Here is a 15543-nt window from a genome sequence, read left to right as displayed (position 1 = left end):
GGTGCGCAGTCTACCGCGTGCAGCCGGCGGCCTGAAGCCCGCAGCCGTTTCAGCCCGGGTCACGAAAGCCTGGGTAGCGGGTGTCGGCAACCGGCACGCTGACCGAGGTGCGGGTGGCCAGGTCGATGCCTTCGCTGGCCACGTCGGCGAGAAAGTCGATCTGCTCTTCGCTGATCACGTAAGGCGGCAGGAAGTACACCACGCTGCCCAGGGGGCGCAGCAAGGCGCCGCGGGTCAGGGCGTGCTGGTACACCCTGAGGCCGCGGCGCTCCTGCCACGGGTAGGCGACCTTGCCGGCCTTGTCCTGGACCATCTCGATGGCCAGGGCCATGCCGGTCTGGCGCACCTCGGCGACATGGGGGTGATCCGCCAGGTGCGCAGTGGCGCTGGCCATGCGCGTGGCGAGACGCTTGTTGGCGTCGATCACGCCGTCTTCCTCGAAGATATCCAGGGTCGCCAGGGCCGCGGCGCAGGCCAGCGGGTTGCCGGTGTAGGTGTGCGAATGCAGGAAGGCGCGCAGGGTGGCGTACTCGTCATAGAAGGCGCCGTAGACCTCATCGGTAGTCAGCACCGCGGCCATTGGCAGATAGCCGCCAGTGAGCGCCTTGGACAACACCAGGAAGTCCGGGGTGATGCCGGCCTGCTCGCAGGCGAACATCGTGCCGGTGCGCCCGAAGCCGACGGCGATCTCGTCATGGATCAGGTGCACGCCGTAGCGGTCACAGGCCTCGCGCAGCAGCGTCAGGTAGATCGGGTGGTACATGCGCATGCCGCCCGCGCCCTGGATCAGCGGCTCGACGATCACCGCCGCCACCTCGTGGTGGTGCTCGGCCAGGGTGTGTTCCATGGCGGCGAACATCGTCCGCGAGTGCTCCTCCCAGCTCACCCCCTCCGGGCGCAGGTAGCAGTCCGGGCTTGGCACCTTGAGGGTGTCGAGCAGCAATGCCTTGTAGGTGTCGGTGAACAGCGCGACATCGCCCACCGACATCGCCGCCACGGTTTCGCCGTGGTAGCTGTTGGTCAGGGTCACGAAGCGTTTCTTCGCAGGCGCGCCGCTGTTGAGCCAGTAGTGAAAGCTCATCTTCAGGGCCACTTCGATGCCGGATGAGCCGTTGTCGGCATAGAACACCCGGCTCAGGCCTGGCGGGGTGATCTTCACCAGGCGTTCGGACAGCTCGACCACCGGCTGGTGGCTGAAGCCGGCCAGCATCACGTGTTCGAGCTGATCGACCTGCCGCTTGATGCGCTCGCCGATACGCGGGTTGGCATGGCCGAACACGTTGACCCACCAGGAACTCACCGCATCGAGGTAGCGCTTGCCCTCGAAGTCTTCGAGCCACACGCCTTCGCCGCGGCGAATCGGAATCAGCGGCAGGCGCTCGTGGTCCTTCATCTGTGTACAGGGGTGCCAGAGAACGTCCAGATCACGCTGCATCCAGTGTTGGTTATTCATCGAGTCGCTCTCCCAATTGTCAGCGGGCCAGCCTACCAGATGCGCGTGCCTGCGGTTTTTCGTTGTCCATCACCGCCGATCCTCCGGAAGCGACCGTTCAGGTGCAACGCATTGAACGGCGGGAAGGAATCGGGGACCAAGCTCGTTGATCTTTGGCGATGGTGCACAGCTATCGCCTTTCTCGATATTTCACAGCAACAATTTCTGCTATTAGCCGATAGGTTTGTTGCTAATCTCTGTCCAACTCAACTCTTGGAAGCAGGCCATGCAGTGGCGTAATTCTAGATTCCGATACGGTCTCATCAGCGTTTCCCTGCATTGGCTGGTGGCCATTGCGGTATTCGGCTTGTTCGCCCTCGGCTTCTGGATGGTCGGGCTGAGCTACTACAGCAGCTGGTATCAGACGGCGCCGAACATCCACAAGAGCATCGGCATCCTGCTGTTCATCGTCATGCTGGCGCGCCTGCTGTGGCGTCTGGCCAGCCCGCCACCGCCAGCGCTGGCCGAACACGGCCGGCTGACGCGGGTGGCCAGCAAGCTGGGGCATGGCTTTCTCTATCTGGGGCTGTTCGTGCTGATGACCTCCGGCTACCTGATCTCCACCGCCGATGGCCGCGGCATCAGCGTGTTCGGCTGGTTCGAGGTGCCGGCAAGCGTGACCAGTATTCCCAATCAGGGGGATGTTGCCGGTCTGATCCATGAATACCTGGCCTGGGCTATCGTGATCTTTGCGATCCTGCATGGTCTGGCTGCGTTGAAGCACCACTTCATCGACCGTGATCGCACCTTGTTGCGTATCTTCGGGCGCTGATCTTCCTGCGGTTTCGGCGTTGCTCCCGCAGCGCCGTTCATTCATCTCACAAGGAGTTCCCATGTTGAAGAAGACTTTCGCTGCACTGGCGCTGGGTACCGCACTGCTGGGCGCTGGCCAGGCAATGGCTGCCGATTACGCCATCGACAAGAAAGGCCAGCACGCCTTCGTCAATTTCAAGATCAGCCACCTGGGCTACAGCTGGCTGTACGGCACGTTCAAGGATTTCGACGGCTCTTTCACCTTCGACGAGAAGAACCCGGAAGCCAGCAAGGTCGAGGTGACCCTGAAGACCGAAAGCGTCGACACCAACCACGCCGAGCGCGACAAGCACATCCGCAGCGCCGACTTCCTCAACGTCAGCAAGAACCCGACCGCGACCTTCAAGTCCACCTCGGTCAAGTCGACCGGCCAGGGCACTGCCGACATCACTGGCGACCTGACCCTCAACGGTGTGACCAAGCCGGTGGTGATCGCCGCCAAGTTCATCGGCCAGGGCGACGACCCGTGGGGCGGCTACCGTGCCGGTTTCGAAGGCAGCACCAAGCTGAAGCTGAAAGACTTCAACATCGAGAAGGATCTGGGCCCGGCTTCGCAGGAAGTCGAGCTGATCATCTCCGTGGAAGGCGTGCGCAAGTAAGCCTGAAGTCAGAAACAAAAACGCCGGCTCAGAGCCGGCGTTTTTGTTTGTGGATCTGCCGAGTACCCAGACCGCAGCCTGGGTATTGAGCTAGCCTTTACTCGCTGTCGCGGTTGCGGGTCAGCAGCGCGGGCTTTTCGCCTCGCGGACGGTTGCTTGGCAGCTGATCGAGCTGTTCGGCAGTCGGCAGACGATCACTGCGCGACGCCTTGTGCATGATGATCGGCTGCTTTTCGGGCGCGTCCCGACGCGGGCCTTCGCGGCGTGGCAATTCATCGCGGTTCAGCGAGGTGGTGACAGTGTCACGTGCGCCACGACCACGGTTGTCGCCGCCGCGGTTACGACCGCCACCTTGACCCTGGCCCTGACGTTTGCCGCCGCCATTGGTGCCTGCACCTCCACCGGTACGCGGGCCTTTGCCCTGGCCACGGGGGGCTTGGCCAGCGCCGGCGCCGGCATTCTGCCCGCTACCCTGACGACGGCCACGGCCTTGCTGTTTGTTCTGGGTCGGCACGTAGTCGACACGGTTGCCGAAGTTGTCGATATCGTCATCGCGGAACTCGTCCGGCGCACGATCCGGCGGCAGGGCCGGCGCGCCTGCAGCAGGCGCTGGGCGTGCCTGGCTGCGCGGCTGCTGGTCACGAGCCGGCTTGGCTTTGGCCTGGGGCTGAGTTTTCGCTCGGCCGCCATCCTTGCCCTTGTCGCGGCGGCCACCGTTCTGGCGTTCGCCTTCGGCCTTGGCACCGCGCGGCTGGCGCGGTTTCTGCGGCTCACGCACTTCCGGGCGCTCGGCCTCGACCTTGCTGGCGTCGAAGCCCATCAGATCGCCATCCGGGATCTTCTGCTTGGTCATCCGCTCGATGCCCTTGAGCAGCTTCTCTTCGTCCGGCGCGACCAGGGAGATCGCTTCGCCGCTACGGCCGGCCCGACCGGTGCGGCCGATGCGGTGCACGTAGTCTTCCTCGACGTTGGGCAGTTCGAAGTTGACCACGTGAGGCAACTGATCGATGTCCAGGCCGCGGGCGGCAATATCGGTGGCCACCAGGATGCGCACCTTGTTGGCCTTGAAGTCGGCCAGCGCCTTGGTGCGCGCGTTCTGGCTCTTGTTGCCGTGGATCGCGGCAGCGGTCAGGCCATGCTTTTCCAGGTACTCGGCCAGGCGGTTGGCGCCGTGCTTGGTACGGGTGAATACCAGCACCTGTTCCCAGGCGCCGGCGGTGATCAGATGAGCGAGCAGGGCGCGTTTGTGGCTGGCCGGCAGGCGGAACACGCGCTGCTCGATGCGCTCGACCGTGGTGTTCGGCGGCGTGACCTCGATGCGCTCCGGATTGTGCAGGAGCTTGCCAGCCAGGTCGGTGATGTCTTTCGAGAAGGTCGCCGAGAACAGCAGGTTCTGACGTTTGGCCGGCAGGCGGGCGAGAACCTTCTTCACATCGTGGATGAAGCCCATGTCGAGCATGCGGTCGGCTTCGTCCAGCACGAGGATTTCCACGTGGGACAGGTCGACGCTGCCTTGGCCGGCCAGGTCGAGCAGGCGGCCCGGGCAGGCGACCAGTACGTCGACGCCCTTGGCCAGGGCCTGCACCTGGGGGTTCATGCCAACGCCGCCGAAAATGCAGGCACTGACGAATTTCAAATCGCGGGCATACAGCTTGAAGCTGTCATGCACCTGGGCAGCCAGTTCGCGCGTGGGGGTGAGCACCAGCACGCGGGGCTGCTTGGGGCCGTGGCGCTGTTCGCGATCCGGGTGGCCGTTGGGGAACAGCCGCTCGAGGATCGGCAGGGCGAAGCCGCCGGTCTTACCTGTACCCGTCTGGGCCGCCACCATCAGGTCGCGACCTTGCAACGCGGCGGGGATGGCCCGCTGTTGCACCGGAGTGGGCTGGGTGTAGCCGGCGGCTTCGACCGCGCGGACCAAAGCCTCGGAGAGACCGAGGGAGGCAAAGGACATGTGCAATCCTGTCTGGTGAGGGCGTGGCCCTATAGGTGTAGTGCCTGGCTTGAATCGCACGTGGGGCGCGCAATCCCGTCCGGTACTGCTGGCCACTGGGGGCAGCATCCGGGCGCAAGCCTGGCGGGAAGGCCCGAGTGTAACAGGATTGACGGCGATGGACACAATTTGCCGCCAGTCGGTGTCGAGTCATCACCTGTCACTCGGGGGTTACAGCGATTCGCCGTGGGCTGGGCGGTCAGTCGCCCTGAGCCTCGGCATCCTCGCGTTTTACGGCTTTGTGCTGATCCTCGCTGCTGCCCAGCTTCCAGTAACTGGAGATATACAGGTCCTTGCGGTCGACCTGGCGCTCCTGCTTGAGGTGCTGGCGCAACGCGCGCATGCCGCTGAATTCGCAGGCCGCCCAGATGCTCGGGCGCCCCGGTAGCCACTCGAACTGGCGCACGTGATCGACCAGCAGCTGCGGGTTCTCGCCAGGACGGGGGTTGATCAGCCAATGCAGCTCGATACCGGCGGGGTGGCGCAGCGGCTGGATGTCCTGCGCGTCGATCACCTCGATGATGGCATGGCCGCGGGCGCCGACCGGCAGCTGTTCGAGATTCACGCTGATCGCCGGCAGGGCGGTCATGTCGCCGATCACCAGAAACCAGTCGGCGCTGTTGTCGACCAGCTTCTTCGGCCCTGGCCCGCCAATGGCGATACGGTCGCCGGGCTTGGCGTCCCTGGCCCACTGCGAGGCCGGACCGGCGTCCTCGTGCAGCACGAAGTCGACGTCGAACTGGTCGGCGCGTTGCTGGCGCACGGTGTAGGTACGCACCAGATCCTTGTCGCTGCCAGGGGTCGAGAACATCAGCTTGATATAGGCGCTTTCCTGATCCGCTGGGAAGCTGTCGATCTCGCCGCCACCCAGGGTCAGGCGCAGCATGTGCGGGGTGACGAAGCGCGACGAAATGACCTGCAGCGTGCGGGGAGCGGGACGTGCCATGGTGATCTCCAGAGCAGGTAAATGTTGGTGCGGCGAGGGCTCGGCGCCCTCGCGCGGGGCGCCGCTCAGCTGACCACCCGGTAGCACGGTACATAGGCCGAGCCGCCTGGCAGTTTCATGCGGTGCTGCTCGACGAAGGCCTGCAGCAGGCGATCCAGGGGCTGCATGATGCTCTTGTCACCGCGCAACTCGTAGGGGCCGTGCTCCTCGATCAGCTGGATGCCATGGGCCTTGACGTTGCCGGCGACGATGCCGGAGAAGGCGCGGCGCAGGTTGGCGGCCAGCTCATGGGTCGGCTGCTCGCGGGTCAGGTTGAGGCTCGCCATGGCTTCGTGGGTCGGCTCGAACGGGTGCTGGAAGCTCTCGTCGATCTTCAGCAGCCAGTTGAAGTGGAAGGCGTCGTTGCGCTCGCGGCGGAACTGCTTGACCGCCTTGATGCCGGCCGCCATGTGGCGCGCCACGGCAGCCGGGTCGTTGGGGATCAGCACGTAGCGGTTCTGCGCTTCGCGGCCCAGGGTGGCGCCGATGAAGTCGTGCAGCTGCTGCAGGTAGGGCTCGGCGCTCTTCGGGCCGGTGAGCACCAGCGGGAAGGGCAGCTCGGCGTTGTCCGGGTGCATGAGGATGCCCAGCAGGTAGAGGAATTCCTCCGCCGTACCGGCGCCACCGGGGAAGATGATGATGCCGTGGCCGAGGCGCACGAAGGCTTCCAGGCGCTTTTCGATGTCCGGCAGGATCACCAGTTCGTTGACGATCGGGTTCGGCGCTTCGGCGGCGATGATGCCCGGCTCGGTCAGGCCCAGGTAACGGGCGCCGAGGATGCGCTGCTTGGCATGGGAGATGGTGGCGCCCTTCATCGGCCCCTTCATCACGCCCGGGCCGCAGCCGGTGCACACGTCCAGGGCACGCAGGCCCAGTTCGTGGCCGACCCGCTTGGTGTACTTGTATTCCTCGGTGCTGATCGAGTGGCCGCCCCAGCACACCACCATCTTCGGCTCGGCGCCGGCGCGCAGGGTACGGGCGTTGCGCAGCAGGTGGAACACGTAGTCGGTGAGGCCGCTGGAGCTGTCGACATCGACCCGTTTGTTCTCCAGCTCGCTCTGGGTGTAGACGATGTCGCGTAGCGCGCTGAACAGCATCTCGCGGGTGCTGGCGATCATCTCGCCATCGACGAAGGCGTCGGCCGGCGCGTTGATCAGCTCCAGGCGGATGCCGCGGTCCTGCTGATGGATCTTCACTTCGAAGTCGGGGTAGGCCTCGAGGATGGTCTTGGCGTTGTCGCTGTGCGAGCCGGTGTTGAGGATCGCCAGGGCGCACTGGCGAAACAGCGCATAGACGCTGCCCGAGCCGGTTTCGCGCAGCTGCTGGACTTCACGCTGGGAGAGGGTTTCCAGGCTGCCTTTCGGCGACACCGAGGCGTTGATTTTCTGGCGAGTGAGCATGCAGGCTTCCCGTGGTAGCGCGACAACTCGAGCCGATCCTGGCTGATCGCGCATTGATGAATTCGCACCCGGCAGTCATGCCCCCTGTTGGGGCATCCGGGCGGCCGTACTGTCGACCAGCAGAGGGCTTCGGGTCAACGGGTACAGGGCTGACAGGTCGATCCAACTGGCCAACGCAGTGGATTTCGTCGCCTGTAGAAAGAAAAAGGCCGCGAAAGTTCGGTCTTTCGCGGCCTCGGGGCCAGTATCAGCCCTGCAGGTTCTTCCACACCGCCAGGCTGGGGGCCGCCTGGTTGAGGGTGTAGAAGTGCAGGCCGGGTGCACCGCCAGCGACCAGGCGTTCGCAAAGGCCGGTGATCATCTCTTCGCCGAAGCGCTGGATGCTCTGGGTGTCGTCGCCATAGGCTTCCAGCTGCTTGCGCACCCAGCGTGGCAGCTCGGCGCCGCAGGCATCGGAGAAGCGCGCCAGCTTGCTGTAGTTGGTGATCGGCATGATGCCCGGGATTACCGGGATATCCACGCCCAGCTTGCGCACGCGCTCGACGAAATAGAAGTAGCAGTCAGCGTTGAAGAAGTACTGGGTGATCGCGCTGTCTGCGCCGGCCTTGGCCTTGCGCACGAAGTTGGCGATATCGTCCTCGAAATTGCGGGCCTGGGGATGCATCTCCGGGTAGGCCGCCACTTCGATATGGAAATGATCGCCGGTTTCGCTGCGAATCAGCTCGACCAGGTCGTTGGCATGGCGCAGCTCGCCGCTGGACATGCCCATGCCCGACGGCAGGTCGCCGCGCAGGGCGACGATACGGTTGATGCCCTTGCTCTTGTACAGGTTGAGCAGTTCGACCAGCTCGGCCTTGCTGTCGCCAACGCACGACAGGTGCGGTGCGGTCGGCACCTTCACTTCGCCGTCGAGCTGCAGCACGGTATTGAGGGTGCGGTCGCGGGTGGAGCCACCGGCGCCATAGGTGCAGGAGAAGAAATCCGGGTTGTAGCCGGCCAGCTCTCGCGCGGTATTCAGCAGTTTTTCGTGGCCGGCATCGGTCTTCGTCGGGAAGAACTCGAAACTGACGTTTGCACGTTTCTGAGACATGAGAGTTCCTTGAGGCTGCACACCGCAGGCAGCGCCTGCGGTGTGCACGACCCAATCAGTAGCGGTAGCTGTCCGGCTTGAACGGGCCTTCGACCGGAACACCGATGTAATCGGCCTGCGGCTTGGTCAGCTGAGTGACCACGCCGCCAAAGCCTTTCACCATTTCCAAGGCGACTTCTTCGTCCAGCTTCTTCGGCAGCACTTCGACGGTCAGGCGCTCGGCCTTCTTCTCGGCGGAGAGGGTGGCGAACTTCTGCTCGAACAGGAAGATCTGCGCCAGCACCTGGTTGGCGAACGAGCCGTCCATGATGCGGCTCGGGTGGCCGGTGGCGTTGCCCAGGTTCACCAGGCGGCCTTCGGCCAGCAGGATCAGGTAGTCGTCGTTGGCGGCGTCGAAGCTGCCGGCGCCGGTGCGGTGGATCTTGTGCACCTGCGGCTTGACCTCTTCCCATGCCCAGTTCTTGCGCATGAAGGCGGTGTCGATCTCGTTGTCGAAGTGACCGATGTTGCAGACCACGGCGCGCTTCTTCAGGGCCTTGAGCATGCCGGCGTCGCAGACGTTGGCGTTGCCGGTGGTGGTGACGATCAGGTCGATCTTGCCCAGCAGCGCCTTGTCGATGCAGGCGTCGGTGCCGTCATTGCGGCCGTCGATATACGGCGACACCAGTTCAAAGCCGTCCATGCAGGCCTGCATGGCGCAGATCGGGTCGATCTCGGAGACCTTGACGATCATGCCTTCCTGGCGCAGCGAGGCGGCCGAGCCCTTGCCCACGTCGCCGTAGCCGATGACCAGCGCCTGCTTGCCCGACAGCAGGTGGTCGGTGCCGCGCTTGATGGCGTCGTTGAGGCTGTGGCGGCAGCCGTACTTGTTGTCGTTCTTGCTCTTGGTGACTGCATCGTTGACGTTGATCGCCGGGACTTTCAGGGTGCCGGCCTTGAGCATGTCGAGCAGACGGTGCACGCCGGTGGTGGTCTCTTCGGTCACGCCGTGAATGCGCTCGAGCATCTGCGGGTATTTCTTGTGCAGGATCTCGGTCAGGTCACCGCCGTCGTCGAGCACCATGTTGGCGTCCCACGGCTGGCCGTCCTTGAGGATGGTCTGCTCGATGCACCACTCGTACTCCTGCTCGGTCTCGCCTTTCCAGGCGAACACCGGGATGCCGGCGGCGGCGATGGCGGCAGCGGCCTGATCCTGGGTAGAGAAGATGTTGCAGGAGGACCAGCGCACTTCGGCGCCCAGGGCGGTCAGCGTCTCGATCAGCACGCCGGTCTGGATGGTCATGTGGATGCAGCCGAGGATCTTTGCGCCCTTGAGCGGCTGGCTGGCGGCGTATTTGCGACGCAGGCCCATCAGTGCCGGCATCTCGGATTCGGCGATGATCAGCTCGCGGCGGCCCCAGTCGGCCAGGGAAATATCGGCGACCTTGTAGTCGTTGAAAGCAGCGCTCATGCAGTAACTCTCCGTCAGGTTGTCTGCTGTCGAATAGGCGAAACCCATAGCGCTCGGCTCGCGGAGCCTGGCAATGGTTTGCACGCGGTTCGATTGGGCGCCGTTGATGCGTTTGATAAACGCCCCATCCGAGCCTGACAGCCTGGAGGGCTGAGTCGAATCTGCCGCGACGCATTGCTGGAATGCGAGGCTTGGCGACTCGACACAGATCTTTCAGGCTGCTGCAGCGCCCCTCGGACAGGTGGCGGGAACCCCCGGTAGCCCGGGTGTCTGTAGCGCGACGATTATAGCCGTGCCGGCGCGCGAGCCCAAGGCTTTCCATCGCGGAGACGGTCGATTTGCAGCGGATGCTGACGGACGTAACGGGCGCTCGTCGGGCGCTCTGCTGAATCCCGCCTGATAGCTTGTGTCGATAACCATTATCGATAACGCGGCAATGATCCTGTCGCCGATCTTTGCGATCATCATGGCCGAACAGAACGACGGACAGGAGGGCGCATGAACTTTCATACACGCAAGTGGGTAAAGCCAGAAGACCTCAACCCCAATGGCACGCTGTTCGGTGGCAGCCTGCTGAAGTGGATCGACGAGGAGGCGGCGATCTACGCCATCATCCAGCTGGGCAGCCAGCGCGTGGTGACCAAGCTGATTTCCGAGATCAACTTCGTCTCCTCGGCGCGGCAGAGCGACATCATCGAGCTGGGCATCACCGCCACCGAGTTCGGCCGCACCTCGATCACCCTGCGCTGCGAAGTGCGTAACAAGATCACCCGCAAGAGCATCCTGACCATTGCCAAGATGGTCTTCGTCAACCTTGGCGAGGATGGCCAGCCGGCGCCCCACGGCAAGACCGAAATCACCTATATCAAGGACCAGTTCAAGGACTGAGCTCGTGCGTATCCATCGGTGATCGCCGGAGTATGAAGGCACGCCGGCCCAGCAGCCGGAGTGATCCAGCCGCGGGTGGCGCCGGCCTGTCTGGACGACCGGCGTGGCGCTTTCGCGCTTACCGAGCCTGAAAGCCCGCCACGCCCGCCTCACTCAGCTGATCGGCAAGCGCCACGATGTGCTCGTGCTGAAAGAATGCGTGTAGCTGAGTCGCGCGGGCAGGGCCGATGGCGGGCAATGCCTGCCAGTCTGCAAGACTGCGCCCGTGCAGCTGACCCCAGCTGTCCGCCGCCAGGCGGTCTGGATTCATCGGCGCGCCCAGCGCCCGCAACCAATCTCGGAACGGTCGCTGCCGCGCTTCGGCGAAGCGTTGGCTGAGCGTCGTGGCGCCCTGTGAACCGATGCCGGGTACCGCCAGCAGCTGTTGTTCGTCCAGGTGCAACCAGTCGAGCAGGCCGTCGAGGTGTTGCGCTTCAAGCAGTTTCTGCCAGGTGCCGGCGCCGACGCCGTGCAGGTTCAGCGCTTGCTTGCCGCTGAGCCAGGTGAGGCGGGCATGGAACTGGCTGGTGCATGCGGGTGAGGCGCGCAGGCAGCTCAGGGCGTGGTAGTCGTCACTGTTCGGGATATCCAGCGGTGAGCGGATGGCGGTCTGTAGCACCACGCCTTCCAGCTGTGGAATGGCTTGCCCGGCCAGGCGAATGGCGACTTGGTCACCGGGGCGAATGTCCAGCTGCCGCCAGCGTTGCAGCGAACCGGCGCTGACCACGCGAATGGTACGGTCGTCGAGTTTCACCGGTTGCAGGCGCAGCAGCGGTGTTATGCGTCCGGTGCGGCCAATGCTGAAGTCAACCGCCTCGACCAGCGCCAGGGCCTCGCTGGCCGGGTACTTCCAGGCCGCTGCCCAGTGCGGTGGTTCGGCACGCCAGCGCTCGCCGCTGGGGCGCCGGCCCTGGCGCAGCACCACACCATCGGTGGCGAAGGGCAGCGGGCTGCGGTACCACTGTTCTCGCCAGCGACGGGCGTCGCCTGGCTTGGCAACTGGCTGGCTGTAAGTGCGGCTGTCCTGGAAACCCAGTTGCACCAGACCATCCAGGCGCTGCTGCATGGCGGGCGGGCCATTGGGCCAATCCCAGACGAACAGCCCGATGCTGGCCGCCTGCTCCGGTAGCAGTTCCTGGCGCGCCAACAGGCCCGCCACCGCGCTGCGTGCCGCGGCGCTGCCCTCGCTGACCTGCACATGACCCGGCCGTTTCTGGTAGAGCTCGCCTTGCAGAATCAGCGTGCCGCGTTCGTTCAGCTGTTTGGGAATGGCGGCGATATGTGCGGCCTGTGGCGTCCAGTCCTGGCCGCTGTTGCCGTCGCCACGGCTGATCACCTGCCGCAGGGTGCCGTCTTCGTAGCGCAGGGTTACCGCCACGCCGTCGACCTTGGGCTGGATCCACAGGTCGTCGCGGCTGGCCATCCACTGCACGACGGCGCGCTCATCCGCCAGCTTGCGCAACCCAGTCTGCGCCACCGGGTGTTGGATGGGGCCTTGTGCGCTGCGCAGCGGATTGGCGACGGGCTCGTCGCTGCAGTGTTGCCAGTGTTCGAGGCGGGCGCGGGCCTGGTCATAGAGGTCGTCGCTGACGGGGGAGCGCCCCTGGTTATGGTAGGCATCGTCCCAGTGAGCGACCTGGGCGGCGAGCTCGGTGATCTGGCGACTGTGGGCTGGCGTCTGCGGCGGGCAGTCGTCGGCGAGGGCGGTGGCGGGCAGTGACAGGAAGGTGCAGGCAGCGATCCAGGCTTTCATGGGCGGCGCATCCTTGCTCGAGCATCGAGTGTTCAGGCTAGTTGCTGATCGGGAAAAAAGTGGGTGCTGGCCGACATTTCCTGCCGGTGGAGGTTTGTTACCGTAAATGTCCGGTGCTAAAGTCCGCGTCCCCGCACACCAAATGGATTTGCCCGGCGGCGGGGGTATTGCCGGGCCTCATCTGGAGGTCTAAAGTCTCATGCGTATTTCCGTTCTCTTGTGCTCAGCTGCCCTGGTCGCTGCCAGCTCTTTCGCTCATGCGGCTGAAGACACTCAGCTCAAGTGTCAGCAGAAGATGTCGGCCAATGCCGAGAACATTGCCCAGGTCAAACAGCTGGCCGGCCTGCTCGGCAACCAGCAGGCCAACGACGCCATTGCCCAGGTCGAGGGCGGTTGTGACCAGCTCGGCGCCAGTGCCGAAGGCGCTGCTGCCCCGGCCGCGCAGGGCCAGGGCGACGGCAAGGCCGAGAACATCGCCGCAGCTGCCGAAACCCTGAAAGGTCTGGGTTCGCTGTTCGGCAAGTGATCCGTCGGCTCGTCTGGGAAACATGAAAAAGCCTCCGTGGATGTCGCACCCACGGAGGCTTTTTCGTATCGGCTGAGGTCGCTGCGCCAGGTGCGGCGACCTGGCGAGGGCTTAGAGGCCGGCAGCGGCGCGCAGCTCGGCGGCCTTGTCGGTCTTCTCCCAGGTGAAGCTGGTGAAGCTGTCGTCGCCAACGGTCAGTTGCTGCGGCTCGCGGCCGAAGTGGCCGTAGGCGGCGGTCGGCTGGTACATCGGGTGCAGCAGGTCGAGCATCTTGGTGATGGCGTACGGGCGCAGGTCGAACACCTCGCGAACCAGCTTGATGATGGTCTCTTCCGCCACCTTGTTGGTGCCAAAGGTGTTGATCGCGATGGAAGTCGGCTGGGCCACGCCGATGGCGTAGGACACCTGGATCTCGCAGCGCTCGGCCAGGCCGGCGGCGACGATGTTCTTGGCCACGTAGCGGCCGGCGTAAGCGGCGGAGCGGTCGACCTTGGATGGGTCCTTGCCGGAGAAGGCGCCGCCACCGTGGCGGGCCATGCCACCATAGCTGTCGACGATGATCTTGCGGCCGGTCAGGCCACAGTCGCCCACCGGGCCGCCGATCACGAAATTGCCGGTCGGGTTGATGTGGAACTGGGTGTCCTTGTGCAGCAGTTCGGCCGGCAGGCTGTGCTTGATCACCAGCTCCATCACCGCTTCGCGCAGGTCGTTCAAGGACACGTCCGGGCTGTGCTGGGTGGACAGCACCACGGCGTCGATGCCGACCACCTTGCCATTCTCGTAGCGGCAGGTGACCTGGGATTTGGCGTCCGGGCGCAGCCACGGCAGCAGGCCGGACTTGCGTGCTTCGGCCTGGCGCTCGACCAGGGCGTGGGAGAAGCGGATCGGCGCCGGCATCAGCACGTCGGTTTCGTTGCTGGCGTAGCCGAACATCAGGCCCTGGTCGCCGGCGCCCTGGTCTTCGGGCTTGGCACGGTCGACGCCCTGGTTGATGTCCGGGGACTGCTTGCCAATGATGTTCATCACGCCGCAGGTGGCGCCGTCGAAGCCGACGTCCGAGCTGGTGTAGCCGATATTGCAGATCACGTCGCGGACGATCTGCTCGAGGTCGACCCAGGCGCTGGTGGTCACTTCACCGGCGATGATCGCCACGCCGGTCTTGACCAGGGTTTCCACGGCCACGCGGGCGTGCTTGTCCTGGGTGATGATGGCGTCGAGCACGGCATCGGAAATCTGGTCGGCGATCTTGTCCGGGTGCCCTTCGGACACGGACTCGGAGGTAAACAGGGAGTATTCGCTCATCTATCGGTTGTCCTGGCGAGTAGGGGCCTCTCGGCCACGTGCGTGAGTGGAAGGGTGCGCTGGAAATGCCGCACCTGAATTTGAAAGCCATTGCGCAGGCCGACATACAGGCTTTCACCCGGGGTCAGGCCGGCGGCGATCGCCCAATGGGCGAGATCGTCCTGTTCGAAGCCTAGCCACAGATCGCCGCAGGTGTCGCGGGCCCAGCTCTGGTCATGGCTGCACAGTTCAGTGATCAGCAGGCTGCCGCCCGGGTTCACTTGTTCGGCCAGCTTGCGCAGGGCCTGGGCCGGGGCGGCGAAGTGATGCAGCACCATGTTCAGCACCACGCAATCGGCGCCCGGGTAGGCGTCCTGCAAGGCGTCGGCCAGGTGCAGCTGCACATTGTCCAGGCCGTCCTGCTGGCAGCGCTGGCGGGCCAGTTCGAGCATCGCCTCGCTGTTGTCCAGCGCGGTCACGCTGGCGAAGCGGCGCGCCAGCTCCGGCAGGAAGCCACCATCGCCAGGGCCGATTTCCAGCGCGCTGGCATGGGCCGGAAAATCCAGTGAGTCGAGCAGGGCCACCACGCTGTCGCGGTACTGCGGCAGGCCGGCGATCAGATCCTGCTGAGCCTGGAAGCGCTCGGCGCTGCGGGCGAAGAAGTCGCGGCTGGCCGCGGCTCGCTGCTGGTGTACCTGGGCGATACGCTGGCGCACCTCGGCGGGCAGCAGCAGATTGTCGACTTCCTGCAGCAGCGCGGCATGCAAGGTGCCGCCGGGGCTCTCGGCATGGGCCAGGGCGCGGCGGTAGAAGATCGCATTGCCTTCGCGGCGGGTCGCCACCAGGCCGGCCTGGGCCAGTACCTTGAGGTGATGGCTCATGCCCGACTGGCCGATGGCGAAGATCTGCGCCAGCTCCAGCACACCGAACGAGTCATTGCTCAGGGCGCGCAGAACGTTCAGCCGCAACCCATCTCCCGCGGCCTTGCACAGGGCGGACAGCAGGTCGGTGGGCTCGAAATCGGGGGCAGGCGCGCGCTGGGTCATGGGCGCAGTCTAGTCGGTCATTTTTCAGCCAGCAACCGCAATATCAAAAACTTTTGATATTGCGGTTGCGGTTTTCTCGGCGGTTTTTTGCTGGTCGCAGGCACTGTCGCGGATAAAAAGCGCTGCAATATTGTCGCGGACAGACCATCTGTCATTGCCCCGGCGGTGCTCGCTGGGCGAAAATGGGCGCC

13 protein-coding genes and 1 riboswitch are annotated in these 15543 nt (G+C 64.7%); of the genes, 4 read left to right on the top strand and 9 right to left on the bottom strand.

The annotated features are described in order from the left end of the window. Positions 1 to 49: 49 nt before the first annotated feature. Positions 50 to 1453, bottom strand: a complete 1404-nt coding sequence (locus SA190iCDA_RS01165) for an adenosylmethionine--8-amino-7-oxononanoate transaminase (protein ID WP_070885880.1) — start codon at positions 1451 to 1453, stop codon at positions 50 to 52. 265 nt (positions 1454 to 1718) lie between these two features. Here SA190iCDA_RS01165 and SA190iCDA_RS01160 point away from each other — a divergent pair, with 265 nt between their 5' ends. After that, a complete protein-coding gene (locus tag SA190iCDA_RS01160) occupies positions 1719 to 2264 on the top strand; it encodes a cytochrome b (protein WP_070885881.1) in 546 nt (181 codons plus the stop codon). Positions 2265 to 2325: 61 nt separating this feature from the next. Further along, positions 2326 to 2904, top strand: a complete 579-nt coding sequence (locus tag SA190iCDA_RS01155) for a YceI family protein (RefSeq protein ID WP_070885882.1) — start codon at positions 2326 to 2328, stop codon at positions 2902 to 2904. A gap of 97 nt (positions 2905 to 3001) precedes the next feature. Here the strand turns inward: SA190iCDA_RS01155 and SA190iCDA_RS01150 are convergent, their stop codons facing one another. The 5 genes from SA190iCDA_RS01150 to ahcY form a co-directional block, all read right to left on the bottom strand. Beyond that, positions 3002 to 4855, bottom strand: coding sequence for a DEAD/DEAH box helicase (locus SA190iCDA_RS01150; RefSeq protein ID WP_070885883.1), 1854 nt, complete (start codon positions 4853 to 4855; stop codon positions 3002 to 3004). Positions 4856 to 5093: 238 nt separating this feature from the next. Continuing rightward, positions 5094 to 5840 carry a siderophore-interacting protein gene (locus SA190iCDA_RS01145; RefSeq protein WP_070885884.1) on the bottom strand — a complete coding sequence of 249 codons (747 nt, stop codon included), beginning with the start codon at positions 5838 to 5840 and terminating at the stop codon, positions 5094 to 5096. A gap of 65 nt (positions 5841 to 5905) precedes the next feature. Then, entirely contained in the window at positions 5906 to 7279 is a 1374-nt protein-coding gene (gene ppnN / locus SA190iCDA_RS01140; protein ID WP_070885885.1) for a nucleotide 5'-monophosphate nucleosidase PpnN, read from the bottom strand. A gap of 247 nt (positions 7280 to 7526) precedes the next feature. Next, positions 7527 to 8369 (bottom strand): methylenetetrahydrofolate reductase [NAD(P)H], encoded by an 843-nt coding sequence (gene metF, locus SA190iCDA_RS01135; protein ID WP_070885886.1) that lies wholly within the window; start codon positions 8367 to 8369, stop codon positions 7527 to 7529. A gap of 55 nt (positions 8370 to 8424) precedes the next feature. Then, positions 8425 to 9819 carry an adenosylhomocysteinase gene (gene ahcY / locus SA190iCDA_RS01130; protein ID WP_070885887.1) on the bottom strand — a complete coding sequence of 465 codons (1395 nt, stop codon included), beginning with the start codon at positions 9817 to 9819 and terminating at the stop codon, positions 8425 to 8427. 88 nt (positions 9820 to 9907) lie between these two features. Then, a riboswitch (S-adenosyl-L-homocysteine riboswitch) is annotated at positions 9908 to 10060 on the bottom strand. Between the two features lie 257 nt (positions 10061 to 10317). Here ahcY and SA190iCDA_RS01125 point away from each other — a divergent pair. Then, complete coding sequence (locus SA190iCDA_RS01125; RefSeq protein WP_070885888.1) at positions 10318 to 10707, top strand: acyl-CoA thioesterase; 390 nt, start codon at positions 10318 to 10320, stop codon at positions 10705 to 10707. Between the two features lie 118 nt (positions 10708 to 10825). Here SA190iCDA_RS01125 and ligB read toward each other — a convergent pair whose 3' ends face one another. Further along, positions 10826 to 12499, bottom strand: a complete 1674-nt coding sequence (gene ligB, locus SA190iCDA_RS01120) for an NAD-dependent DNA ligase LigB (protein WP_070885889.1) — start codon at positions 12497 to 12499, stop codon at positions 10826 to 10828. A gap of 199 nt (positions 12500 to 12698) precedes the next feature. Between ligB and SA190iCDA_RS01115 the strand changes: the two genes are divergently transcribed. Then, complete coding sequence (locus tag SA190iCDA_RS01115) at positions 12699 to 13025, top strand: hypothetical protein (RefSeq protein WP_070885890.1); 327 nt, start codon at positions 12699 to 12701, stop codon at positions 13023 to 13025. A gap of 111 nt (positions 13026 to 13136) precedes the next feature. Here SA190iCDA_RS01115 and metK read toward each other — a convergent pair whose 3' ends face one another. Beyond that, positions 13137 to 14327 (bottom strand): methionine adenosyltransferase, encoded by a 1191-nt coding sequence (gene metK, locus SA190iCDA_RS01110; protein WP_070885891.1) that lies wholly within the window; start codon positions 14325 to 14327, stop codon positions 13137 to 13139. Further along, positions 14324 to 15352 carry an ArsR/SmtB family transcription factor gene (locus SA190iCDA_RS01105; RefSeq protein WP_070885892.1) on the bottom strand — a complete coding sequence of 343 codons (1029 nt, stop codon included), beginning with the start codon at positions 15350 to 15352 and terminating at the stop codon, positions 14324 to 14326. The genes metK and SA190iCDA_RS01105 overlap by 4 nt, the downstream gene beginning before the upstream one ends. Positions 15353 to 15543 lie beyond the last annotated feature (191 nt).

Origin of the sequence: Pseudomonas argentinensis (genome assembly GCF_001839655.2) — a bacterium.
GTDB classification, from domain to species: Bacteria; Pseudomonadota; Gammaproteobacteria; order Pseudomonadales; family Pseudomonadaceae; genus Aquipseudomonas; species Aquipseudomonas argentinensis_B.
Note: the sequence above shows the minus strand (reverse complement) of the source record. Positions and strands in the feature narration are given on the sequence as shown.

Coding starts and splice junctions, on each gene's coding strand:
- SA190iCDA_RS01165 (WP_070885880.1), bottom strand. CDS start 1,453: ATGAATAACCAACACTGGATGCAGCGTGATCTGGACGTTCTCTGGCAC.
- SA190iCDA_RS01160 (WP_070885881.1), top strand. CDS start 1,719: ATGCAGTGGCGTAATTCTAGATTCCGATACGGTCTCATCAGCGTTTCC.
- SA190iCDA_RS01155 (WP_070885882.1), top strand. CDS start 2,326: ATGTTGAAGAAGACTTTCGCTGCACTGGCGCTGGGTACCGCACTGCTG.
- SA190iCDA_RS01150 (WP_070885883.1), bottom strand. CDS start 4,855: ATGTCCTTTGCCTCCCTCGGTCTCTCCGAGGCTTTGGTCCGCGCGGTC.
- SA190iCDA_RS01145 (WP_070885884.1), bottom strand. CDS start 5,840: ATGGCACGTCCCGCTCCCCGCACGCTGCAGGTCATTTCGTCGCGCTTC.
- ppnN (WP_070885885.1), bottom strand. CDS start 7,279: ATGCTCACTCGCCAGAAAATCAACGCCTCGGTGTCGCCGAAAGGCAGC.
- metF (WP_070885886.1), bottom strand. CDS start 8,369: ATGTCTCAGAAACGTGCAAACGTCAGTTTCGAGTTCTTCCCGACGAAG.
- ahcY (WP_070885887.1), bottom strand. CDS start 9,819: ATGAGCGCTGCTTTCAACGACTACAAGGTCGCCGATATTTCCCTGGCC.
- SA190iCDA_RS01125 (WP_070885888.1), top strand. CDS start 10,318: ATGAACTTTCATACACGCAAGTGGGTAAAGCCAGAAGACCTCAACCCC.
- ligB (WP_070885889.1), bottom strand. CDS start 12,499: ATGAAAGCCTGGATCGCTGCCTGCACCTTCCTGTCACTGCCCGCCACC.
- SA190iCDA_RS01115 (WP_070885890.1), top strand. CDS start 12,699: ATGCGTATTTCCGTTCTCTTGTGCTCAGCTGCCCTGGTCGCTGCCAGC.
- metK (WP_070885891.1), bottom strand. CDS start 14,327: ATGAGCGAATACTCCCTGTTTACCTCCGAGTCCGTGTCCGAAGGGCAC.
- SA190iCDA_RS01105 (WP_070885892.1), bottom strand. CDS start 15,352: ATGACCCAGCGCGCGCCTGCCCCCGATTTCGAGCCCACCGACCTGCTG.